This window comes from Branchiibius hedensis (assembly GCF_900108585.1).
Lineage (GTDB): Bacteria > Actinomycetota > Actinomycetes > Actinomycetales > Dermatophilaceae > Branchiibius > Branchiibius hedensis.
Genome location: NZ_UESZ01000001.1, coordinates 1,856,785 through 1,878,654, shown reverse-complemented (window position 1 = coordinate 1,878,654; position 21,870 = coordinate 1,856,785). Strand labels below are relative to the sequence as shown.

Genomic DNA, 21,870 nt, shown 5'->3' with positions numbered 1-21,870 from the left:
TCCTGCCAGAGCAACCCGACAATTCCCGGTTAGCGCATGGCGCAAACGACCAACGGAGCGACAGTTTTGTACGGCGATTGCAACTGGACGCCAAGTTCGAGCAGGGCCTGGATCAGTGCGGGATCCACTGGTTCTCCTTCTTGGGTGTTACTTTCCGGCACGCCAATACTAGGGCTCCTGAACCGTCTAGTCTTTGCTCCGTGCCTGACGTACCGGACCTCGATCGCATCCTGGCGGCGGCCAACCCGGTGCGGCTGAGCATCATCGAGCGACTGGTCGCCTTTGGGCCGCACACGCAGCGGCAGTTGACGACTGCGCTCCCGCAAGCTTCGGGCAGTATCAAGTACCACCTGCGGATCCTGGAGAACGCCGGGTACATCGACACGTTGCCTGATGGGAAGTTCGCAATCCACCGCAGCGGTGTCACCACCGAAACCGATGCTGGTGGCAGGTCCGACGAGGGCGAACTAGAGGCTGCTCAGGCGGCTTTGGAGCGATTGGTGGTTCAGCGCCGCCTTGACCGAGTCCAGGTGTGGATGAAGGAGAAGGATCATGCGCCCGCAGACTGGGGCAGCCAGCAGGTCAGTTCTGACTTCATTCTGCGACTTACACCGGACGAACTACGGCAGCTCGGCGAGGCCGTCGATGCTGCGATTGCTCCGTTCCAGGAAATCACGGCTGCCCGGGCGGCCGGCTCTGGCGAGTTGGACGGGGTGAGGGCGGTTTTCGCGATGGTCATGGCATTTCCGTTAGGCGTCGCTGACGACGGATCCTGACGCGCGCAGCGTTTCCAGTCGCGGGGCGGCGTACTCCTCGTCCAGGAGAACCTCCAGGTCGGAGCCGCTGGCGTCGATGAGGTACATCGGGTTGCGCCCGAAGGCGGCGCTGATGGCTACGACCAATGCTGCGGATGGGTTGTTGCGCGAACCGTTGCGCATCAGGGACATGTGCGCCTCACTGCAGCGCACGCCGAAATCTCGAACCGTGGCGGCGATCTGTGCGTTGGTGAAGAATCGCGGCGGGCGTGATTTTGCGTCGGCAGGGACCGTCTCGAACAGGCGGTTGAGTCTTTCAGCGAACCAGGGCAATCCTTCCGAGAACATAACTGTAGTCAAGTCCATGAGGGTTGTGACGTCAACATAAACAGCGCCCCTTTGTTTGGCCTGGACGCATGGTCAGGTCACGTTTGCGAACTCTTTACCACAGCTTTACCCAACGGAGGGAGAACCTTGGAAGGGTCTGTCAAGATCTGGTCTGTTCACTGAGTAACACCCAACTACAGTTATGCGCTGTGCGGGACGATCATCTTGACGACCCCCAGTCGGGGATCATCCGGCCGACACGATCCGGGCGCCCAAAGGCGCAGCGTCCGGTCGCTTCGATGGAGTCGGCCCTCAGCGCCGCAGCGTGGCTGCCGCGCGGTTACTGCCTCGGCGAGCCTGCCTGCTCTCTGGACGTCCAGGCCGAGCCAACGCCCGACCAGGAGCAAGCCGGGTAATCAACCGAACAGCAATCGAGAAACCGCCATCGCGGCACCGTCCTGCGCCGACTCGCCGCACGTACGCCCAGATACCGCGCGCACCGTTGCCGACGGATCGCCCCGAACCCACCAGGCGACACCGGGCGAGCGGTTGGCGGCTAACGCCAAGCGAACCGGCGAGGCGGAGACAGATGGGTCCGAGAACCTCGTCAACTGAGCCGGCGAAAGGTCCGAACGCCGAGCTCCCTCCGCGTCACGCAACACCAAGTCAAGATTCGCCGGTGTTACCTCCACTCGGTCTGGAGGAAATCGCTCCGGCTGTTGCGACGCAGGCGTCGCCGGAAGCCCGATGGACGCTTCACCAGCCTGGTGGCCGGCGAAGCGTCCAGAACGATCTCTCGGCTGACCGTTGTCAAAGTTAGACACCGACCGTTACCCCTGTCCTCTACACATCGGCTGCCTGACGCCGGGCAGGGCCGGCAACGGGTGACGCCGTCGGCCTGGTGACTGCGTCCAGGTGAGCGTTCCAGGCATCGTCGTCCTGCTCGGCCAGCCATGCGGAAATCGCACGAGCGTCCTTGGCGCGGCAGTCCGCGCCGCCCCAGGGAGCCAGGAGCGCGGCAGTCTGTCGGTCAGTGAGCTCCCCGCGAGACAACTTCCGGGCCGCGGCGGCGGCCCCGCCTGCAGCGGCGACTTCCTTCCGGCAGGCGACTGCTGCTCCGGGCGCAAGTCGACGCAACGTCTGTGCGGGGACGCGAACCCCTGCGTGGTGCTGCTTAGCCGCACCCATGCGGGCAGCCTCCACGACACGATCCGCCATGCCGGGGTTAACCGCGAGTTCGCGCCACAACGCACGCGCCTGGTCGGAGTTGGCCTTCGCCAGTTTCTCCGCGATCACCTGGGAGGTCTGCGGGTGCAGGTCGTCCTCGAACGGTGAGAACAGAGCCTTGTGCGCGGCCTCGGACGCGGTGCCGTCCAGTACCTTCTGCGCCACCGCTCGGGCGCCACCGGAGGTAGTCAATGTCTTGTCGGCGCGGCGGACGTCGAGCTCCGAGAGCCGATCCCGGCCCTCGAACAGTTCATCACCGTCACGCTCGGCTGCGCGATCCATCAAGGTCTCGGCGACCTGGTCGCTGGTCATGGAGCCGCCGTGGAGCGCGCTGAACGGCAGGTCCGCACGGTCTTTCAGGCGGTGGTAACCCTTGGTGGCTTTCTGCGTCAGCCCCGCCGTTTGCCCGGCGGCGATCTGCTCGGCCCGCTCCTTGCCTTGCGCGGCGATGATGCGCTCGGACAGTTCGTCCTCCTCGGCGGCGGTCATCATCCGGCCGTGCTCGTTCTCGAACACCTTGCGGGCCTCGATATGGGCGGCGATCGCCTTCATGTCTGGGCCGCGCGTGGTGCCCATCCGCCGTTGCCGAATCAGGTTGTTGACGATGGACGAGAGGTACTTGGTCGGCCGGTCGAACTGCCTGCCTGCGCTCTGTGCCCGCTGCTGGGCCTCAAAGAATTGCAGCAACGCCTCACTGGCGAGATCCTCGTCGAGTTCTCCCAACTTGGCCCGGACGGCGTCACGGGCTGTCTTCATCAACTCGGCATCCGGGTCGTCCAGGTGGAAGCCGGTGTCGACCTGCTGGCGAGGAGCAGCGAGGCACGATCCGTCGTCAGGCTCACGGTTGGGCTTGACGGCGAAGCTTCCGTCGGCGTTGCGGGGGTGGGCGGACTCGGTGAATGTGGTGGTAGCCATACCGTGTTGGTTGGCGGCATCCACGATTTGCCGTCACAGGTCGTTGACCTGCGCAAACGACCGCGCTAGTCCTCCGGTGGCACCTCGGCGCGACGGAACGGCTTAGCCTGCACCGGCTTACCGTCGCAGTGCAGCGACATGTTGCAGCGGCTCGGTGCCGTGCTGGAGTACATCTGCCAGCGTCCGCACACCGGGCAGATCGCCACCTTCGATTTGGGACGCAGCAGACCCAGGACGTGGGTGTTGGCGTTGACTAGGGACATTTGGGTGTCCGTCAGTCGCAGCGGCTCCGGCAGCACCCCATCCAGATCGGCCCAGCACGTCACCTTCGCTGCCGCCAGCACCGAGATACCCAACCCGATGCCGTGCAGCATCGAGCGAACGTGCTCCGGCAACGCAGTAGCGGGCTGGTTCACCTCGGGTGCGGTGAACCAGATCGGCTTGGTGGCTTCGGACATGTCTGGACGGTGCGACGCACCGACGGGCGGTTTAGAAGTTGTCCAGGTCGAAGTCCGGGACCGGCATCGCGCCGACGAGGGCTGGCTCCGGCTCGAACGGAACGACCGGCTCGGGCTCCGGGGCGGGTTCGGGCTCGTCAGGCAGAATCTCTGGCTCCGGGTCGGGGTCGGTCGACAGGAACGCATCCACCGGGTTCGCGGCGGGTTCGGCCTGCTGGGCAGGCGTGGTTTCAGCAAGCTCGGCAACGGGCTGCTGCGCCTTGGCAGGGCGCGGCTTACGCGCAGCCTTCGGCTTCGAGGCAGCCTTCACCGGGGCAGAACCAACCTCCCGCATCAGCGCGATCCCCAGCAGCGCGGACTCCCGCTCGCCGCGCAGCACAGAAGCGACGGCGGTGCCTGTAGCGAAGTCGAAACGGGACGCGATGTGCAGCGCGTCGAACTCGTCCACATCGCAAGTCAGCAAACCACTCTCGATCAGCCGGGTAGCCAGATCCAGGTCGCCCTCGGTGATCGCCACGACGACGCGGCCGGTCTTGAACGGGACAGTCTCAATGGCGTCGAACAGGTCAACGCTCGGGTCGGAAAGAGTGCTCATGCCGCTACGGTGCGACGGCCCTTCGCTGCGCTCGGTCCATCGCACAGGCTCCGCCCGCCCGCGCTGCGCGCGAACAGACGAAACCGACTGCGCCGTCCCGGCGCTGCGCTTGCTGCGTCGCCAGGCTGCGCACAGCCGACACTCCTTGCGACGCGGCGTCGCACCGTCACTTGGTGAACCACCCGATCATCCCCGAGAACTCGCCGCTAGCAATCGTCACCGGCACCACTCAATCGCCGCGGATTGTGCTGGAGTCCATCCCGGAGCGGCTGCGGCCGTGGGCGTTGACGCTGGGAGCGACGCTCACCGAAGACGGGCGATTCTGCCTGGACCGCGGGCAACGTCTGGATGCCGCGTTCGAGCAGGCCGGGCTGATCGTCGTCGACGAATCGGGTGAGCAGGCCGAAGTTGGAGACCTGGAGTTGCCGCTTGTTGTCGCGTGCGGTCAGGTCATCGAAATCTACCCGCGGCTGATGTCGGTGGCCGACGTCGGTGCAGTGCTGCCAGGCGCGATCTGGGACGCCGCGCAGGGCCGGTTCGAGATCCTGCTCCCCGACGACGGAATGGACTCCGCGCTGCGCACCGTGCTGGAAACGTGGACGTGGTGGTACCGCCCGATGGCGGTGCCAGTCTCTGCGCCAGGAGAACCGCAGCGGCAGGGAAACCCGGGAACCGGATCGGCGCTGTTCGACACCGACGGAACCGTCGCGGCACTGCGCGGTGTTTCGATGTCAGACTTGGACGCCGTCGACCCGACCACGGTCGCCGGGCTCGCCGGAATGGGGATTGTCTCCGCCTACGACCTTCTCCACACGGTTCCTCGCGGCTACCTGGACCGTTCCAACCCGCAGCCGGTCGACCGTTCCAGTGTCGGGGAGCAGGTCGCGTTCGTCGGAGAAGTCGTCTCGGTCAAGACGCCACCGCGCGGGTCAACCGGAGCGTCGATCGTGAAAGTCCGCGACACCGGTTCCGCCCATAAGCAGCAGGTGAGCCTGACGTGGTTCAACGCGGCCTGGATCGCGAAGAAGTTCCGGGTGGGGGACCGCTTGTTGGTCTCGGGCGTGTTGGGGGAGTGGGTCAGCCAGTCGGGCTATTCAGCCCTGCAAGTGCGAAACCCCATCTGCGATCGCATCGACGGTGACGGGTCCGACATGACAAACGCCGTCATTGGGGTGTACCCGGCATCCGGTAAGCATGGGGTCACCACTTGGAGCGTGCGACGGGCAGCGAAGGAGGCCGCGCAACGGTTGCCACCCACGACCGACCCGGTACCGCGCAGCATGACGCTGGCCCGTGGCCTGCCTGACCGGCACACGGCCCTGGTGGACCTGCATCTGCCGGCCACCATGGGGCACGCCCATTCTGCCCGTCGCAGAATCGCGTACGACGAACTGCTGCGTTGGCAACTGGCACTGGCCGGGTCTCACCGGGCGTTGGGCGCATCCGCGGGTATCGCGCATGTCGCGCGGGGTGAGTTGTGGGCGAAAGTGCTGGGCGTGCTGCCGTACTCGTTGACCGGCGCCCAGCAACGCTCGGTTTCTGAGATCGCCGCCGACCTGAGCGCGCCGCACCCGATGAACCGGCTGCTGCAAGGCGAGGTCGGCTCGGGCAAGACGCTCTGCAGCCTGCTGGCGATGCTGCACGCTGTCGAAGCGGGGTCGAGCGCCGCGCTGATGGCGCCCACGGAAGCCCTTGCGGCACAACACCATCGAGACTTCGCCGAACTCGCTGACGGTGTCGAATTAACAGACAGCGACGGCGTCACACGCCCGGTCCGGGTTGAACTGTTGACCAACAAGATCACTGGCCGAGCCCGCAAACAGGTACTGGCCGGGTTGGCCGACGGGTCCGTCGACATCGTCGTCGGCACCAGTTCGTTGCTGGCCGAGCAAGTGCAGTTCCACCGGCTCGGCCTCGTGGTGGTCGATGAGCAGCATCGGTTCGGAGTGGAGCAGCGAAAAGCGTTGACGGACAAAGCAACCGGCGGCGCGATCCCGGACCTGCTGGTGATGACGGCGACGCCGGTGCCCCGTACCGCGCTGATGACGGCTTTCGGCGACCTGGACGTGTCGGTGCTGGACGAACTACCTCCGGGCCGCTCACCGATCGTGACGCACTGCGTCGAACCCGACCAGTTGACCGACGCGGGATCACCGGTGTGGGCCAGCGTCACCCAGGCATTGAACGATGGCCGTCAGGTCTTCGTGGTGACGCCCAGCATCGCCGACTCCGAAGCCAAGTCGGCCAAGGGAGCCGATGCGATGGCCGCGGAAGTGTCGACATTGCTGCCTGGCCGGCGGATCGGCGTCGCGCACGGCAAGCAGACCCCGGCAGAACGCTCCGCGGTGATGGACGCGATGCGGGCCGGAGAGTTGGACGTGCTCGTGGCGACCAGCGTCATCGAGGTCGGCGTCAACATTCCGAACGCGACCGTGATGGTGGTGACCGGTGCCGAACACTTCGGCATCACCCAGTTGCACCAGTTGCGCGGCCGGGTCGGGCGCGGGAAACACGCCGGAACCTGCTGGTTGGTTCCGTCCAAACCCGTTGCAACGCTCGCTGATTCGTCACAGTCACGACTGCAAGCCCTCGTCGACTCCACTGACGGGTTCGAGCTCGCGCGCCGCGACCTGACCATCCGTGGGGCCGGATCGCTCACGGGCACCAGGCAGTCCGGCAAAGCGGGCGATCTAAAAGTGGCGGACCTTCTGACTGACACCGACCTGATCGAATGGTCCCGCGCCGACGCGCAAGGGCTGATCGAATCCGACCCTCAACTGCGCCGCCACCCGACGTTGCGCGCTGAAATCGAAGACGTCATCGGCCAAGACGGCATCGACTGGCTCGGCACGCGCTGAACGTAAGACACCGCCCACCGTTGCTTGGCTCTCGCGCGGGTGGGCGGTGTCGGCTTCGTAAAGTCAGGCAGCCCGGCGCAGCAGGCCAATCTCCGCCAGGCGGTCAGCGAACTCATCGCGCACGGCGGCAGGGATCTTTCTGCCCTCGGGAATGTCCGTCAGCAGCTTGCGGGCGAAAGTCCACGTCTTATCGGGGAACCCGGCCTGAGAACCAGTCAACGCCAGGTTCAGAGCCTTGGTCCAGGTCGCCCCGGTGGTGTCATCCTGCGACAGTGCCAGCACCGACTGGCCCAGCGCCCACACCACGTCTGGCTCGATCCGAGCCCAGTCGACACTGGCCGGGTTGGCCAGCGCGGTCCGCGGGTCGAGCAGTCGGTTGGTACGCAGGAACTCGCGGAACTGTCGGTGCGCCGCGTCACCGACCAAGCCCTTGACCGTCGCCGCGATAGCGTCCGCGTCGTCCGGGTGCAGGTGGGCCAACACGTCTACCGTTTTGGTCCACGACCGCAGGCTCGGCCACGGACCCGAGCACGCCGACACGTCCTCGGGGGTCGCATCGCGCATCGAGGGAACCTGACGCAGGAACGAAGCGACCTGTGTGGACCAGAACACGCGGCTGGCGACGTCGCCGCCGGGAGCCAACTCGTCGATCGCGGGCACCGGCATGTCGGTGAATCCGGCGACCAGACCGTTCGCCCAGGAGTCGAAGTCACTGACCCATTCCAGGTGCAGCATCCGGTTCGCCACCGCCGCAGGCAATTCCACCGCGCCGGTCGCGACACTCGGAGGGTTGATCGCCGCGATGATCGCGGTGTTGGCCGGCAACGGGGTATCGCCCACCCACTTTTCCTCCAAAACGCGGTGCATCGCCTTCATGGTGTCCTCGGAGGCGTGGTTCAACTCGTCCAGAAACAGCCCCGGACCTTTGCCCGACTTGCCCGCGTTGATCAGGCGCATCGCCCAGCCGAGCGCGGCGTAACCGGTGCAGCCGTCGGCGGTCTCGACAGGCAAGCCCAGGAAGTCCGAAGGCTCGCGGTTGCCGCCGCTGACGACTTCCAGGTGGTGGCCCCACGCGGACAGCCAGTTCGACAAGGTTGCCGACTTCGCCTGACCAGGGTTGGACGAGAACACGATCGGGCAACCGCCCTTGATCGCGGCAGCAGTCACGCGCATGGTCACGGTGCCGGGGAACGAGGTTCGCTTCGTAGTAGTCATGCCCGTACGGTGCGACGTCCGCCCGCTGGCGCGGCCGCCGCGTTGGTGCAGACAGCTCAGAACTCGACGTAGACAACCTGCGCCCAGTCCGGGGTCGGCATCCCACCGCCCGCTTCGTTCCCGGTGATCGCGATGATCACCGGGAACGGGGGAGCCTCCGAGGGCCAGTACGTGCCACCGTCGGTGCCGACGATCACCAGCGACGGCAGCGGCTTCATCTGTGCCGCACGGACCAGACCTGCACCCATGTCGGTGCCACCCCGACCTTGCACAGCGTTCAGTGTGTCGAGCCCGGCGTACGGGCGCGGCTCGTACGCGACAGAGTCAACGTCGATCACTTGGAGCCGGTTACCCTTGATACCAGCGGCTTTGGACACGCCCTCGATTTCGTTACCGATCGCGTTCAACTCAGCCACGCTCATCGACCCCGACGTGTCCCGGACGAACACCACGTCCAGGGTCGGCTTCACCTGACCGGGCAGGATCAACCTGCGGCCACCCAGGGTCGCGTTGTGACGGCGACGGTTACGCCGCGTCGGCGTCCGGTGACCGCGACCGGCGACGGCCAGGTTGCGCCGCACCGCCGACCGCAACACCTGCTGCCACGGCACCTTCGGTGGGGCAAGCCGCTGCTGCATTTCACTGATCATGCTTCCCGGGATGTCGCCGCGGCCTTTGCGCACCGCATCGGAGATTTCGTGCGCGACAGCATCCAGGGCGGCGTCAATGTCAGCGCTCGTCGAGCCGCCGTAGCCGTCGCCCAACTCGCCGCCGTCGTCGGGCAGTTCGCACGGCGCGGACTGCCCGCCGGAGGCCGAACCGCAGCCACGGAACGGCTGACCGTTTCCGTCGCCGGACTGAGCCTGCTGAGGCTGACCCTCGCCGCCAGACTGGCCCTGCTGGGACTGACGCGCGGCACGCTTGCCCCGGATCACGCCGTAGTAATGCTCGGCGGTCAAGTGTTCCGGCTCACCCAGCGTGGACGGCGTGATGAAGTTCGTGCAGTCGAAACCCAGTGATTCCAGGTCGTCGTTGATCGCCGCGTCGCCCCCGGCGTTGAAGTCCCTCTGAGCCTGAGCGTCGTTGTCGGACAGGCCTATCGCCCGTGCGCGGGCGTCGTGCTCCTGCCAGACGTGTCCACACTCGTGCAGCAGGGCAAACGCCAACTGCTCCTGCGGCCACTCCGCCACGGCATCGAAGTTCACGTAGCAACGCAGCCGACTGTCCACAGCGAAAGAGTCAATCGACGATGTGCGCACCGGCACGAACCGAAACAGGATCGGCGCCAGGTAGGGCATCTTGTCGGCCGCGGCGTCACGCCACAGCGCGAACCGCGCCCGGTCCGCCTGGGAAGGGGTCTGAGTCGTCGTCATGCTGTTACGGTGCGACGCAGCGGCGCTGTGCTTGCTGCATCGCACAGGTTTCGCCCGCCCGCGCTACGCGCAAACAGGCGAAACCGATTGCGACGCGGGCCGCTGTTGGCAGGCCCCGCTGGCTGAGTCGGCTAGCGGGGTGCTCCGGCCACAGCGAGTTCCAACGGGACATTCAGCGACTCGACGGCAGCCCCGTCGGTGGCGGCGCGGCCGGACCATCGGGTACCGGAGTTGATCACCCCGTCAAATGTTCTCGGCTCGGCGGTCAGAAACAGTCCCTGCGGCATCGCTGCAGCCAGTCCCGCCTTCGAGGAGAACGACAGTTCCCCGCACAGGCGACCGTTGACGTAGGTGATGGCTCCTAGCGTTGCCCGGACTACCGGGTCGTCCGGTTGAGCGAACAGCAGGACCGAAGTGTCGGGCCGCAGTTTGCACGGGTCGTTGGGGTCGCCCAGCGGCACCGTGACGACCTTGCTGGACCGCTCGGTAACCTCGGTGCGCACGACTTCGCCGGATTCGATCGCTTCCTGACGGGCCAATTCGTCCATCGCCAGCGCGCCGTTCCACAGCGTCGCGATCGAGCACGACTTGCGGTACTGCTGCGCGGCGGCGCGGTTCGTGCGGGCGTACTCCAGGTCGCCGGCGCCCAGCGCGAACTTTTCGATCGACGCCAGCAGCGAACCTACCTTCGCGGTCAGAGTGCCATCGCCGACTCGCTGCCACTTCGGGGTCACGATGCTGGCCAGCGAGGCAGCGACGCGCGATGGGTCGCTCTCACGCACCCGCATGATTGTGGTCCATGTGGCCAACGTCGAATCCATCGTGTCTGGCAGCCAGTACGCCCGCTCCAGCGCCTTCGTCAATAAGACCTGGCGACCGGTTGCGGGGAAGCTGCCGGTGACCTCGATCGCATGCGCAAGGTCAGGCAGGTTGTTGCGCTGCAACAGGCCAACCAGCGCCGCGCGTTCGGTCAGCGTCGGGAACACCAGCCGATAGTTGAGCAGCGACGAGAGCGCTGCCTGAGGCAACGCCTTACCGCCCACCAGCACTTCCACGCCGCGTGACGTGATCTGCACGATCGCATCGCACTGGATCGCGCCAGCCGCATACAGGACCGGGGCGCACCCGCCAAAATCCGTGCGACGCAGGGGTAACCGGCCCGCGGCAACCGCCGTCGACGACGCCGCGCGTTGAGTCTGAGCATACGAATTGGTCATGCCCGTACGGTGCGACGGCCCTTCGCTGCGCTCGGTCCATCGCACAGGCCCCGTCCGCCCGCGCTGCGCGCGAACAGACGAAACCGATTGCGGCGTCCCTGTCATCGCTGCGCTCGGTCCATCGCACAGGCCCCGTCCGCCCGCGCTGCGCGCGAACAGACGAAACCGATTGCGGCGTCCCTGTCATCGCTGCGCTCGGTCCATCGCACAGGCCCCGTCCGCCCGCGCTGCGCGCGAACAAACGAAACCGATTGCGACGTCCCCGCGCTGGTCCGGCCGTCCATCGCAAGCTCGGACGGAACCAAGCGCGCCGCTGTACTAGACGGTGTCGGTCAGTCCCCGCACAGCGGGCAACCGTCGGTCGGTCCGCCAGCGGGCACACACAGCGCAGCCGCTATCTCGACGCGGTTGCGGTTGTCTCCAATGAGTTTGATTCGCAAGTCCGCGACATGCAAGTCGCCATGCTGCGTTCGGGCGTCGGCCAGTTGCTGGGCCAGGACTGAGAACGCGCCGCGGACTGCGATAACGCCGTCGTTGATCGAGGTCGCCACGATGCTCACGCGAGCGTTTCGCTGGTGAGGGCACGGCGCAGGTTGCGGTGCGCTCGGACCTGCTTGGGGGTCAACTCGCCCATCGGGCCGGTGCGCCACGCGCCGTCGTGGACGAACGAAAGGTGCGCGGTGTGACGGGACGCCATGACACACAATCGACCCATGTCGGCGTGGTGCGCCGACGCCTGGCCGCCAGCCAGAGGGTCGACCGCAACGACAGCGGCCCACTGACCGCCCTGGATTTCATCAGCGGTGCCGATCCCGACCTGGCCGAGTCCGCCCGCGAACAGCATCGCTCGCAACGCGGTGACCTGCGAACGAAGCGCTGCACACACCACGATGTCCCTGTGCTCGATGGGCCGCACGCCGTGGTTGTCCATCAGCTCGGTGCCGACCAGTCGCCACACTGCCGCAATGGCGGCGCTCAGTAGGCCCTGATCGGTTGCGCTAGTCGGAACCGAAACCGTCTGCACCCCAGCCAGTTCCGGCAGTCGCGTGGTACCGGCGCGCAGGTAGGTGTCGGGGCGTCCAGAGTCGAACGGGAACGGGTAGAGCGGGGTGATCGCGGCTGCGGTCGCCGCACCCAGTCGGTAGGTCGTCGGCAGGCTGGAAGTCCAGGCGTCTGAACGTGCGCGTAGCGTCGCCGCGAACGGGGCGTGTGGTGCGGACTTCCAGGCGTACGTCGCCACCGGCACGACCGGGCCGATCTGACCTGGGTCGCCGACCGCGATCACCTGCTCGAAATTGGCTGCTGCGGCCGCACCTTCCTCAGTCGTCGTCTGGTACGCCTCATCCACGATCAGCGTCCGCCCCGACGACTTCGACATCTTCAACGACGCCAACGTGCGGATCTCCACCTTCGCGGTCGGTGCGTGGCTGGAGAAGCCGTCCATCGGTGCCTCTTTGGACAACGCCAGGTGAATGGTGGACGGGTCGACACACTGACCAAGACGCTTGGCCAGGTCGCGGGCCTGGTTGCGGCGCGGAACGCCGATGGTGACGCGCTGGCCCAGCCGGGTCACCAAGTAGTTGGTGATCTGGCAGATCGTCGTCGTCTTTCCGCCACCAGGCGGAGAGTCCACCACAATCGCAGGGGTGCCGACCGCCGCCTGGTACAGCACCTGCGCCACCAATGAACCCTCGGTCAGCACGATCGGTGCATAGGGGTCTGCAACGGGTTCGATTGCAGCGCTGTCGGGTTCGACGCTGTCGGACTGCTGTTCACGGGCAGGCGAACGACCGAACAGGTCGTCGAGGTCGTCCAAGCCGGGGCCGAGAACGGCTGCTGTCTGAGTCATGCACCTACGGTGCGACGGGCCTTCGCTGCGTCACCGGACTCCGGCTAGAAGGGTGCGTCGGTAGCGTTGGCGACTGGCCAGGGAGTCAGCTTCGCGTCGAAGTCGAAGTTGTCGTCGCTGTAGCGACCATCGTCGTCGCTGCCAGCCCACAGGTCCGGCTGGGACCAGTCGAGCGCCGTCTGGCTCGGTCCGGTCAGCGACGTGTCAGGTTCGTCGCGGTGAGCAGGGGCGAATCGGCCCGCGGTGTCGCGCGCCTGAACAGCCGTTGAGGTACCCATGCCTATTTGGTTGGCGGGGCTACCCGCTTGCCGTTGCAGAACAAGTCGACATGCAAGGTCACCGGGTCACCGTGTGCGGTGCCGGAGGTTCCGGTGCGCCGGAAGGTGCAGTGCTGGCGGAACTGCTCGGCGCCCATCGACAGCCCGTACGTGGCAACAGCCCGCCGGTATAGCAACGTCTGCAACGCAACGTTGTCCACGCTGTACGCCCGAGCGGTGGAGGTGTGCTGCTGCCACGGGAAGTTCGGTGACCCAACTCCTGGCCCGGCCAGGCCGGTCAGGCCGTGGAATCCACCGAGCAACGCCGTGGTCGCCACCAAGGACGCCACCAGCGCGATCCCGGCACGTACCCACCGGCGGATCACCCACCACAAGAACAGCGCAACCAGGGCCACCACCAGGATCGCGGCAGGCGTCTTGACGATCCACCGCAGCATCGCGGTCAGCCCGCCGTCGTACAGGGCGACCGGAGTTGAGGTGTACGGGATCGGGATATCCATGCACCCGACGGTGCGACGGGCGACGCAGCAAGCCCAGCACGGCTGCGCCACGAAAGGTTTCGTGGCGCGAGCGTGCTCGCGGTGCGGAACGTGTGCGATGGACGGCCGCGTCAGCGGGCGGACGTCGCACCGTACGGGCATGAGAACCCTCACGGCGCAGCCCAGCCTGTTGGACAGCTTCTTCGAGTCGTTCACGACTGGTGCCGCTGAGACAACTCGGCACCCAGACCTTGAACGTCCGCGTGAACGTGCGCTAGGTGAAGCGCAACGGGTTGCCCCGGAGTCGGCACCTGCGTTGCTTCGCGCGTGGCATGACCGCCACGACGCCGAGCACGAAGGCCCGATGGACCAGTGCGCCGATGATGTGTGCAGCGTCGAAGAGCCCTTGATCGCGGCTGTGCGCGGTTCAGAGTCGGCGGCTGATCAAGCCCGGACGTTGCACGTCCAGCACTGCGCCGGCGGTCCGGTCGAGCTGTGCAGCAGCGGCACCTGCGCGGGGGCCAGAGAATCTGACAATCCGTTCGTCGCGGCTCATCAACTCGGCGGCCACGGACTGCCGTTCTGGTGCTGCACGAACGAACTGTGCCGCGCTGCAGACGACTTCGCGACGGAGTTCGAGGCGGCCTGGCCCGATTACATCCAGGACAAGGACGATTGGGCCGCGCTCGACGGCGGTCGCGGCCAGCGATGAGTTCGCAGACCCCGCAGGAGCTTCATGCCCTGCTTGACGATGTGCTGTGCGCTGCAGTTCGGCGGATCACCGGTGGTGCATCCGACACGCCGCGAACTGGTCAGGCGGACCTGGCGCACCGGATCCTGGACTCAATGCTCGCCGCCACGGACGTGTCCATGCACGGCCCGAAACAGGTTGCGGCACTCGCGCCGACGGGCTCGGGGAAAACCCTGAGCGGACTCGCGCCGGCGTTGCTGATCGCTGCCGTCCGCGGTGAACGCACCGTCATTTCGACCGAGTCCCTGTCGCTACAGGCACAGATCGTCGACAAGGACGCACCAGTGGTGGCCTCTGCCGTGGCCGAAGTGCTCGGGTTGCCTACGTCGCAGGCTCCGAAAACGGCCGTGTTGAAAGGCTGGGGCAACCACGCATGCGGAGCCAGGACCGCCGCGACCCTGGCGGACCTGACGGGGTTCTGCGCGACCGGCCCGGACGACCTGGACCGGGCGCTGCCCGGCCTGGTCCGGCTGTCCTCCGTGGCGGCGTCCAGTACCGGCAAGGTTGGCGCGAAGATCGGACAGGCAGCGATGTCCGGCCGCGCACCGACCCCGCGGCGCACACCGGGAGGCAAGGCGGCGTTCATCGAGGTTGATGGCCGCGAGTACGATGCTCCGGCAGCGATCGAAGCACTCCGGTTCGCGTGCGGCGAAGGCCCGGAACCGTTGGAACACAGGGACGTCCATCACGTTGAGACTGCCCCGGACGTGTGGCCGCTGGTGTCAACCACCACCGACGCCTGCGAAGGTGCCGCCAAGTGCCCGTTCGGGTCGGCCTGCGCCCCGACGAAAGCACGCGAGCTCCTCGCCGATGCTTCGGTGATCGTCACCAACCACAAACTGCTCGCCATCCAGGCTGCCACGGGTGCGCCGGTCGTGATCGGCTCCAAAAAGACCGGGCCGGTCGACCACTTGATGGTGGACGAGTGCCATGCGTTGGCGAACATCGTGCGCGACACCGGTGCCGTCACTATCTCCGGCAGCCGGATCAGTGGTTTGGCGCGTCGGGTCGGTAAGCTGCTGGTGGACGCAGGCACGGTGGTCGATGACGGTCGGGCCGTCGCCGATCAGGTCGACGTAGCGTTAGCTGGCGCCGTGTTCGAGCACCGGTCTGCATCGAAGCAGAGCGCCGTGACGAGGCTGGGGGAGAACGACGACCCGCTGTCCGGGGTGGCCGAGTCGATCCTGACGTGGGTGGACGCTGCACGCAAAGCGCTGCCGAGCCCGGCGACGATCTCCGACTACGCCACGGCAATCAAGGTGCGCGGGCTGCTGGCGAACCTCGGTTCGTTGGCTAGCGAAGTAGGCGACGCGCGTACCCACGTTCCGGGTGTGGCCCGCTGGTTGGAAACCGACCCGACGATGGCGTTGAAGACGTCCCCGGTCGATGTGGCCGCGATGATCCGCTACAACCTGTTAACCGCTGACGTTCCGGCCGACGGCGACCCTGCCGACTTCGACCCGGATTCGTTCGACGACCAGGAGATTGGCGATGGCCACTTCCGCGTCGGGGTGGATGGCCGCTACGAGCTTTCCGTGACGATGATGTCGGCCACGTTGCCAATGCGGTTCGCCCCCAGTGTTGGGATGACGGTGCAGCCGGTGGAGTACCCGAGCCCGTTCGGCGCGGGCCATGGCAACTCATCGTTGTTCATCCCGCAGATCACGCCGGGCGACGAGGCCGCACTGGCACCGTTCGGCCGGTTCGACACCAAGTCTCACCCTGCGTGGGCAGCGGCGATGATGACAGAGTTGGTGCAAGCCAACAACGGATCCGCGTTGATCCTGGCGGCAACCACGACGGCGGGGAAGTTCTACACTGCCGCGCTGCGAAAAGCGCTGCGTCGCAGCGGCTCCGACATCGAGGTGCTGTCCCAGTGGGACGGACCGCCAGTGCGGATCCTGCTGCAGCGGTGGCGGTCGGATCACCGCAGCGTGATGATCGGGACACGGTCGCTGATGACCGGGGTCGACGCGCCGGGCCAGACGTGCACCCTGGTCGTCATCGACCGTGTGCCCCGCGCGGCCGGCAACCCCGTCGACGACGCCCGCGTCGAGCAGATCAGGGCCGGGGCCATGCTCGACCGGTGGTCGGCTGACCGGCTGGTGTACGTCGCGGACGCCCGGCTATTGCTGGCGCAAGCAGCAGGCCGGTTGCACCGTTCCAGCAGCGACACCGGGATGATCGCGGTCCTCGACCCACGGATGCTGCGCAACAACAAGTTCAGCTACCCAGAACCGACCCGCAAAATGCTGATCGGCGCGGTCGAGCACATGGGCCACAAACTGTCGACGCTGACACAAGCGACCGGTTGGTTGACCGACTACCAGGCTGCCGGGGCGCGCTTGGCGGCTGCGAACTAGACCGGTTCCGGGTACGCCGACGCGACCGCGTCGTCAATCCGGCTATCGAGCTCAGCCTCTGAGGCGGCAGTGATCTCGGTGACTTCGCCGGTCGTCGGGTCTTCGATTTGCGCGGAGTAGACGTTGCGGTCCACGGGGCTTCCCTTCGAGATCTGCTCGCGGCGGCTGAACAAGCCCATGACTCAGTCCTTACCGGCCGGCTGGTCGTCAACCGCGCCGACGCTGTGTCGGCCGTTGTTCTTGCGGCGGCCGACACCGATCGCTGCACCACCAAGAGCCAGCGCGCCAAGACCGGTCACGCCAGCGGCAGCCATGTAGCTGTCCGCCTCGAACCCGGTGTGCGGCAACGTCTTCATGGTGCTGCTGGGCGACGGCGCGCTGGTGGTGCCGGTGGCCGTCGGCAGCGCTGGGATCGAATTGGTCGGAGCGGCGGTCGTCTTCGCCACGCATCCGGTGTCACTGTCCTTGCTGCCGGTGTTGAACAGGTGGCTCCAGGACGCCGACTGGCTCAGGACGTACCCCGGCTGAGCGACCGCGAAAATCTGCACGAAGGGGCTGGACGGGTCGACCTTGCGGATACCGGCGTTCACCTTCACCCCGGCGTCGTAGTAGTCGACACCGGTGGTCACCGGGATCGTGTACGTGTCGCTGGTAGACCCGCACGAGTCAGTGAACGACGGCGCAGTCGGGTTGACCAGTGTGGCCGCCGACGCGATCGGGGAGAAGGCAACGGTCGCACCGGATAGCAGCGTGGCCGCGGTCAGGGCCAGCCCGGCGGACGCGCCGGTACGGTTCAGGTTCAAGATGCTCATACCTTCCTACATGGGCCATAACTGTTGACCCAGGGTCGAGTTACCGTTCCAGCCCTCACGTCCGGTCGTCCAGAGCGTGCTCCCCAGGTAGGGCACCGGTGACTTTGCCTGGGGGAGTGCTGTAGTCAACCCAGACGGTGAAGCCGCCCTTGGTGGTGGGTACGAAGAACGCCGCATCAAGCAGCGGATTGGTCCCGACCAGCCGGGGCGCGCCGGTGACTGTCTGGTCAGGAATCTCATCGGGCGAGCCCAAGGCCAACTGGTTGCCGAACTCCGTCGAGCACAACGGAGTCAGCGCGTCCGTCCACGCCTTGCGGCCAACACCGGCGGTGTGGCCCAGCGCTGTCACGAACTTGGACACCAACGCTGTCGTCGCCTGCGGCGGCGGGGGTACCTGACTTGCGCTCTGCGGCGGTGGGTAGTCGGGATCGGTCTCGCTTTGCGACGGCGACGGCGCAATGTGCGAGGTCGAGGTGGACGGTGACGCTGAGGAAGCCGACGTGGACCGAACCGGCGCGCCCGTGGCTGTGACAGCAGACGACGCCACACTGGAGGCGCTAGATGTCACGGCCGCGCTCGACGTCGTCCGGGCAGCGGGTTCGCCGGAATCACTGCACGCCGCGAGCAACACAGCGGCTGCCACTGCGGCCGCGCACGATCCAACGGCTCTGCGGCGCATCACGATTCGCCCTGCGCGAGGTGGTGCATCACACCGGTCACGGGGAACCCGTTGAAGTCCATCGTCACCGACTTGCCATCCCAAGTCCCGTACCACATCGCCTGCGGTGTGTTCTGGCTTGCCATCTGCACGCGCCACTGTCCCGGTCCTGTCTGCTTGATGAAGTTCACGATCCCAACGTGGCCGGTCGAAGTGCTGCCCCAGGCCATCGACAGAATGTCTCCGGCCGCCAACTTGGTGATCGCCCCCTGCGGTTCGGAGATGGCCCCGGCAGGCGTTCGCCAGTTCCACAAGGTCTTCCCGACGCCGCCGGTCCAGTTCTGCGGCGCCCAACCTTTCGCCTTCCAAAACCGACGAACAAGTTCGGTGCACTGCCAGTGGGTGCCGTGCACCGACCCGCCGTTGGCGTAGATCGGAACGCCCAACCCGCCGTACCAGCAGTTCGCCGCGTACACGAGCGCGCCATCGGGCAAGCCGCGGGAGTTGCCGTCGCCGCAAGTCGCTTCGGTGCCTTCACCGATGCCGAAGGAGCCGCCGCTGCACGAGTCCACACCGCCGGTGCCGACAGCGCCGGAGTCGTACTGACCGGCGTAGTAGAGGACGTCACCCACGTACCACCCGGCACCGCCGCCACCGTATTGCAGCAACGCGTTCTCGATGCTGCCTTTCTGCTTGACCAACTGGCTGACCAGGTTGCCGGCCGAGTAGATGGCGTCAGCGGGATCGAGGCGGTTCGGGCTACCGGTGTGGCCGGGTGCGAGCACGCCGTACTCCGCCCACGCGGTAGGCAAGAACGCCATCGGCCCAGCAGCACCCGTCGGGCTGGACGACACGATGCTGCCGTGGCCGGTCTCGATCATTCCGATACCGGCCAAAATCGACCACGGCAGCCCGTACTTGGCCGCGGCCGCTTTGTAGAGTGCCGCGAAATCCGCTGGGATCGGCAGCGGCGGGTTGTTCAGGGAGTTACGTCGCGGCCACGTACCCACCGGCGGCACGGTCAGCCCCGTGCCGGTCGGTGACGTGCTGGCCGCCGAGCTCGGTGTCGCGCTTGGCGTGCCAGTGCTCGTCGCGGTCGGGTCACTGACGTTCTGGACAGTGCCGGTGGTTACGTCACACCCGGGCGGTGCCGAATTGCCCAGGTACCAGGCCAATGCGGTCTGGAACACCGACTGCGCCTTTGCGGGAGACATGCCCCCCAACGGAAGGCTGGCGATGGCACCCGTCCACGCCTGCTGAGTCGCCTGAGCGCCAGGGTCGTCAGAGTCGATGCTGCGTTTACTTCCGCTGCCGGGAGCAACCCGCAAACCAGCAGACAACGTCATGTAGTCCGAACGGGTCGGATCGTCGTACATCGCGGACTGCAGATGCTGGGCGACCCAGGCCGTCGATGAGCGAGTGTTCTTCTTGAAGTCAGCGACCTGGGCCGAGGACAAACCCTCCGTCGGAACCTGCCAGGCAGAGACGAACTTCGAGTCGTCACATGTCGCACCGGTGGTGGAACTGACCGATGAGGTGGACGCCGCTGCGCTAGCCGATGAGGTCGGGGTGCTCGACGGTGAAGGGGTCGTCGAGCACGCGCCGCCCCCAGCGGATTGCGACTGGTACAAGGCCGCCAAGATCTGCCACGGCACGTTCGTCTGCGACTGCAGGTCGACGTACTGGGCGAACTGCGATTGGGTTACTCCGGCACCTTTCGCGGCGTTGATCGAGGTGGAGATGGCGGAGCCGGATGAGGACGACGCCGTCGCCGACAGCATCGTGACGACCATGGCCAACGCCACGAACACCACCACGAACGGCACGGCCATGGGCGCGACAGCCAGCGCAGCGACCTTTGCCGTGTTGCCACGGTTCTCCTTTGACAGCGCGGACTTCACACCGGAGTAGATGGCACCCTGCGCACCGCCACCGAGAGCCTTGGAGACGGTGTCACCGCCCGCGGCACCTTGCGCAGCGCTGGCCGCGACCGACTTGACCGACCCGGCGACGCCGGTTTTGGAACTCGAAGCTGGTGAACCGCCGGCGTCCTGACGCGCCGAGTTGATCGACTCGCGCGCCTTGCTCAGAATCTTCGAGGGGTCGGTCAGTGCCTTCCCGCCAGCGACGGACGACACACCGGAACCGCCGGGCCCCGACGAGGGGGCTTTCGGTTTCGGTGCGGGAAGTTCGCTCACACCTATCTACATGGGCCAGGTGTCAAACCGCAGGGTGGCGGTACCAGCACCCGGCGGCCCGTCGCACCGTCATCGTCGTGGATGAACACCGTTGCTGCTCGAAGGCGTCCTGCAGCGTCGAACACCGGCACTGCGACGACCCGCGGCCCCGCGCCGTTCCAACGAGCGTGATCTGGTGGTTCGGCGCTGTGGTGTACGGGATCGGGCTGGGCTTCCTGCCGCCAGGACGGCAGCTCAGCGTCGGCGACTGGTGGTTCGGCGGAGCGTGCATCGCGTTCGCTGCGTGCTGCGCTGGTGTGCTGGCCTGGCGTTTGTGGGCGGTGTCCAGCGAAATCCTGGACCAAGTCCGCCGAGACCTCCGAGGCTAACCGGCCTCTGCCGCAACGAGTTCGGCCGACTCCACCTCGTCGAACAATGACTGCAGGTGGTGGGAGAACTGCTCCGGCGTCCACCCGTGCATGCACCCACTCGCTTCCGACACACGCTGCGCTGCCTTCTGATACGCCGTGCGGTCCAGGCTCGCCTGGAGCTGGTTCTTCTCGCGTGCGTTCGGATCGCGCCACTGCGACACGGACAGGTCGGCGCGATCGTGCGCCCAGGTGGTCACCAGTCGTCGGCACAGGCGCGGCCCGGCTCGATGGTCGGCACGGTTCAGCAAAGCGACCATCGCGTCAATCGTGGACTGGCGCGGCAACGGCGTCGGGGTGGCCGCAGCTTGCATCAGCGTCTTGCACACGTTGTGCTGGTGACTGAGCAGATGGTCCAGTTGGGACCGGGTGTGTTCGGAGACCATCGACTCCACCAACCCGACGTTGTCCCGGTCCGTGTCATCCAGCAGACCGGCCGCTGCGTGGGCTGGGTCACGCCCCAACAACAACGCCCGCAACACCGCCTGCACGGCGGGTTTTGAGCCGTCCGTTTCCAGCCACGCCAGGAAAGCCGCCCGGCGCTGCGCCGAGTCGAACGCCGGGCGAGCCATCGGAGCCAACTGCAACCCGCGCTCCAACGCCTGTGCCAGTCGTAGGATCCGGGCGCTTCCGCGCAGCGAACTGAACGAACGATCCAGCCCCCGCATGATCGCTTCCGGGACTACCTCGTCGGGATCGTCGGGAACCGCGCTCAACGAGTGCGCCGGCGCAGGCAGCAGAGCAGGGTCGGTCGGGATGCTCCGACGCACCGGCCGCCGAATCAGGTTCACCGACCAGTCGTGCACGATCTTCGTGGTCAACCGGTCCAACCACGCCGCGAACGAACCACCCGCAGCGATCGCGGCAACATCTAGCGTGGCCGGTTTGCCCCTGGTGCCAACGATCGCGGTCGACAGCGCCAGCGCGAGCCGATCCCTTAGTTCGGTGGCGTAATCGTCGACACCCCAACCCGAATGAGGCGCGGCTAACGAGCATCGCAGGGCACCTGAGGTGACCCGACGCGACACGGTTGCGCTGCGCAACGCAAGATCCAGCAGCGCCAGAGCGTCAACAGGGACGGTTAGGCACAAACTCCTCGCGGCAGCGTCCAACTCCATGACTTCACGGTGCGACG

Annotated in this window: 21 protein-coding genes; 5 read left to right on the top strand and 16 right to left on the bottom strand. The window is 66.6% G+C overall.

Going from position 1 to position 21,870, the window contains the following annotated elements; genetic code table 11:
* Positions 1-200: 200 nt before the first annotated feature.
* Positions 201-776, top strand: coding sequence for an ArsR/SmtB family transcription factor (locus tag DR843_RS09160; RefSeq protein WP_170119807.1), 576 nt, complete (start codon positions 201-203; stop codon positions 774-776).
* On the opposite strand, the gene DR843_RS09155 is transcribed toward DR843_RS09160, so the two are convergent.
* The 4 genes from DR843_RS09155 to DR843_RS09140 all read right to left on the bottom strand — a co-directional run bounded on the left by DR843_RS09155 (position 750) and on the right by DR843_RS09140 (position 4,277).
* Entirely contained in the window at positions 750-1,103 is a 354-nt protein-coding gene (locus DR843_RS09155) for a hypothetical protein (RefSeq protein WP_109685194.1), read from the bottom strand. The genes DR843_RS09160 and DR843_RS09155 overlap by 27 nt on opposite strands.
* Before the next feature lie 822 nt (positions 1,104-1,925).
* Positions 1,926-3,224, bottom strand: coding sequence for a hypothetical protein (locus DR843_RS09150; RefSeq protein ID WP_146202541.1), 1,299 nt, complete (start codon positions 3,222-3,224; stop codon positions 1,926-1,928).
* Positions 3,225-3,289: 65 nt separating this feature from the next.
* Positions 3,290-3,682 (bottom strand): hypothetical protein, encoded by a 393-nt coding sequence (locus DR843_RS09145; protein ID WP_109685190.1) that lies wholly within the window; start codon positions 3,680-3,682, stop codon positions 3,290-3,292.
* Positions 3,683-3,713: 31 nt separating this feature from the next.
* On the bottom strand, positions 3,714-4,277 hold the full coding sequence (locus tag DR843_RS09140) for a hypothetical protein (RefSeq protein ID WP_109685188.1): 564 nt from the start codon (positions 4,275-4,277) through the stop codon (positions 3,714-3,716).
* Between the two features lie 173 nt (positions 4,278-4,450).
* Between DR843_RS09140 and DR843_RS09135 the strand changes: the two genes are divergently transcribed.
* The gene (locus tag DR843_RS09135) at positions 4,451-7,135 is read left to right on the top strand and encodes an ATP-dependent DNA helicase RecG (protein ID WP_109685186.1); all 2,685 of its coding nucleotides are present in this window, start codon (positions 4,451-4,453) and stop codon (positions 7,133-7,135) included.
* Positions 7,136-7,198: 63 nt separating this feature from the next.
* Here DR843_RS09135 and DR843_RS09130 read toward each other — a convergent pair whose 3' ends face one another.
* The 7 genes from DR843_RS09130 to DR843_RS09100 form a co-directional block, all read right to left on the bottom strand.
* Complete coding sequence (locus DR843_RS09130; RefSeq protein WP_109685184.1) at positions 7,199-8,350, bottom strand: hypothetical protein; 1,152 nt, start codon at positions 8,348-8,350, stop codon at positions 7,199-7,201.
* 56 nt (positions 8,351-8,406) lie between these two features.
* Positions 8,407-9,723, bottom strand: coding sequence for a vWA domain-containing protein (locus DR843_RS09125; RefSeq protein ID WP_109685182.1), 1,317 nt, complete (start codon positions 9,721-9,723; stop codon positions 8,407-8,409).
* 131 nt (positions 9,724-9,854) lie between these two features.
* The gene (locus DR843_RS09120; protein ID WP_109685180.1) at positions 9,855-10,940 is read right to left on the bottom strand and encodes a hypothetical protein; all 1,086 of its coding nucleotides are present in this window, start codon (positions 10,938-10,940) and stop codon (positions 9,855-9,857) included.
* Between the two features lie 332 nt (positions 10,941-11,272).
* Positions 11,273-11,500 carry a hypothetical protein gene (locus DR843_RS09115; protein ID WP_109685178.1) on the bottom strand — a complete coding sequence of 76 codons (228 nt, stop codon included), beginning with the start codon at positions 11,498-11,500 and terminating at the stop codon, positions 11,273-11,275.
* Positions 11,497-12,789: an AAA family ATPase gene (locus DR843_RS09110; RefSeq protein ID WP_109685176.1), complete on the bottom strand. Its 1,293-nt coding sequence runs from the start codon at positions 12,787-12,789 to the stop codon at positions 11,497-11,499. The genes DR843_RS09115 and DR843_RS09110 overlap by 4 nt, the downstream gene beginning before the upstream one ends.
* 44 nt (positions 12,790-12,833) lie before the next feature.
* Complete coding sequence (locus DR843_RS09105; RefSeq protein ID WP_109685174.1) at positions 12,834-13,067, bottom strand: hypothetical protein; 234 nt, start codon at positions 13,065-13,067, stop codon at positions 12,834-12,836.
* A 2-nt stretch (positions 13,068-13,069) separates the two neighbouring features.
* Entirely contained in the window at positions 13,070-13,567 is a 498-nt protein-coding gene (locus tag DR843_RS09100) for a hypothetical protein (protein ID WP_109685172.1), read from the bottom strand.
* A 139-nt stretch (positions 13,568-13,706) separates the two neighbouring features.
* Here DR843_RS09100 and DR843_RS09095 point away from each other — a divergent pair, with 139 nt between their 5' ends.
* Positions 13,707-14,258, top strand: a complete 552-nt coding sequence (locus tag DR843_RS09095; RefSeq protein WP_146202540.1) for a hypothetical protein — start codon at positions 13,707-13,709, stop codon at positions 14,256-14,258.
* Positions 14,255-16,660 carry an ATP-dependent DNA helicase gene (locus DR843_RS09090; protein WP_109685168.1) on the top strand — a complete coding sequence of 802 codons (2,406 nt, stop codon included), beginning with the start codon at positions 14,255-14,257 and terminating at the stop codon, positions 16,658-16,660. Before DR843_RS09095 ends, DR843_RS09090 begins: the two co-directional genes overlap by 4 nt.
* On the opposite strand, the gene DR843_RS09085 is transcribed toward DR843_RS09090, so the two are convergent.
* The 4 genes from DR843_RS09085 to DR843_RS09070 form a co-directional block, all read right to left on the bottom strand.
* A complete protein-coding gene (locus DR843_RS09085) occupies positions 16,657-16,839 on the bottom strand; it encodes a hypothetical protein (RefSeq protein ID WP_109685167.1) in 183 nt (60 codons plus the stop codon). The two genes, DR843_RS09090 and DR843_RS09085, sit on opposite strands and share 4 nt — an antisense overlap.
* A gap of 3 nt (positions 16,840-16,842) precedes the next feature.
* Positions 16,843-17,472 (bottom strand): LPXTG cell wall anchor domain-containing protein, encoded by a 630-nt coding sequence (locus DR843_RS09080; RefSeq protein ID WP_109685164.1) that lies wholly within the window; start codon positions 17,470-17,472, stop codon positions 16,843-16,845.
* Between the two features lie 55 nt (positions 17,473-17,527).
* Entirely contained in the window at positions 17,528-17,833 is a 306-nt protein-coding gene (locus DR843_RS09075) for a hypothetical protein (RefSeq protein WP_109685162.1), read from the bottom strand.
* A 317-nt stretch (positions 17,834-18,150) separates the two neighbouring features.
* Positions 18,151-20,268, bottom strand: coding sequence for a lytic transglycosylase domain-containing protein (locus DR843_RS09070; protein WP_109685160.1), 2,118 nt, complete (start codon positions 20,266-20,268; stop codon positions 18,151-18,153).
* Between the two features lie 137 nt (positions 20,269-20,405).
* Here DR843_RS09070 and DR843_RS09065 point away from each other — a divergent pair, with 137 nt between their 5' ends.
* Entirely contained in the window at positions 20,406-20,696 is a 291-nt protein-coding gene (locus DR843_RS09065) for a hypothetical protein (RefSeq protein WP_146202539.1), read from the top strand.
* On the opposite strand, the gene DR843_RS09060 is transcribed toward DR843_RS09065, so the two are convergent.
* Positions 20,693-21,853: a hypothetical protein gene (locus DR843_RS09060; protein ID WP_109685156.1), complete on the bottom strand. Its 1,161-nt coding sequence runs from the start codon at positions 21,851-21,853 to the stop codon at positions 20,693-20,695. The genes DR843_RS09065 and DR843_RS09060 overlap by 4 nt on opposite strands.
* Positions 21,854-21,870: the final 17 nt, after the last annotated feature.

Coding starts and splice junctions, on each gene's coding strand:
- DR843_RS09100 (WP_109685172.1), bottom strand. CDS start 13,567: ATGGATATCCCGATCCCGTACACCTCAACTCCGGTCGCCCTGTACGAC.
- DR843_RS09085 (WP_109685167.1), bottom strand. CDS start 16,839: ATGGGCTTGTTCAGCCGCCGCGAGCAGATCTCGAAGGGAAGCCCCGTG.
- DR843_RS09125 (WP_109685182.1), bottom strand. CDS start 9,723: ATGACGACGACTCAGACCCCTTCCCAGGCGGACCGGGCGCGGTTCGCG.
- DR843_RS09090 (WP_109685168.1), top strand. CDS start 14,255: ATGAGTTCGCAGACCCCGCAGGAGCTTCATGCCCTGCTTGACGATGTG.
- DR843_RS09110 (WP_109685176.1), bottom strand. CDS start 12,789: ATGACTCAGACAGCAGCCGTTCTCGGCCCCGGCTTGGACGACCTCGAC.
- DR843_RS09145 (WP_109685190.1), bottom strand. CDS start 3,682: ATGTCCGAAGCCACCAAGCCGATCTGGTTCACCGCACCCGAGGTGAAC.
- DR843_RS09155 (WP_109685194.1), bottom strand. CDS start 1,103: ATGTTCTCGGAAGGATTGCCCTGGTTCGCTGAAAGACTCAACCGCCTG.
- DR843_RS09150 (WP_146202541.1), bottom strand. CDS start 3,224: ATGGCTACCACCACATTCACCGAGTCCGCCCACCCCCGCAACGCCGAC.
- DR843_RS09105 (WP_109685174.1), bottom strand. CDS start 13,067: ATGGGTACCTCAACGGCTGTTCAGGCGCGCGACACCGCGGGCCGATTC.
- DR843_RS09130 (WP_109685184.1), bottom strand. CDS start 8,350: ATGACTACTACGAAGCGAACCTCGTTCCCCGGCACCGTGACCATGCGC.
- DR843_RS09095 (WP_146202540.1), top strand. CDS start 13,707: ATGAGAACCCTCACGGCGCAGCCCAGCCTGTTGGACAGCTTCTTCGAG.
- DR843_RS09060 (WP_109685156.1), bottom strand. CDS start 21,853: ATGGAGTTGGACGCTGCCGCGAGGAGTTTGTGCCTAACCGTCCCTGTT.
- DR843_RS09140 (WP_109685188.1), bottom strand. CDS start 4,277: ATGAGCACTCTTTCCGACCCGAGCGTTGACCTGTTCGACGCCATTGAG.
- DR843_RS09080 (WP_109685164.1), bottom strand. CDS start 17,472: ATGAGCATCTTGAACCTGAACCGTACCGGCGCGTCCGCCGGGCTGGCC.
- DR843_RS09120 (WP_109685180.1), bottom strand. CDS start 10,940: ATGACCAATTCGTATGCTCAGACTCAACGCGCGGCGTCGTCGACGGCG.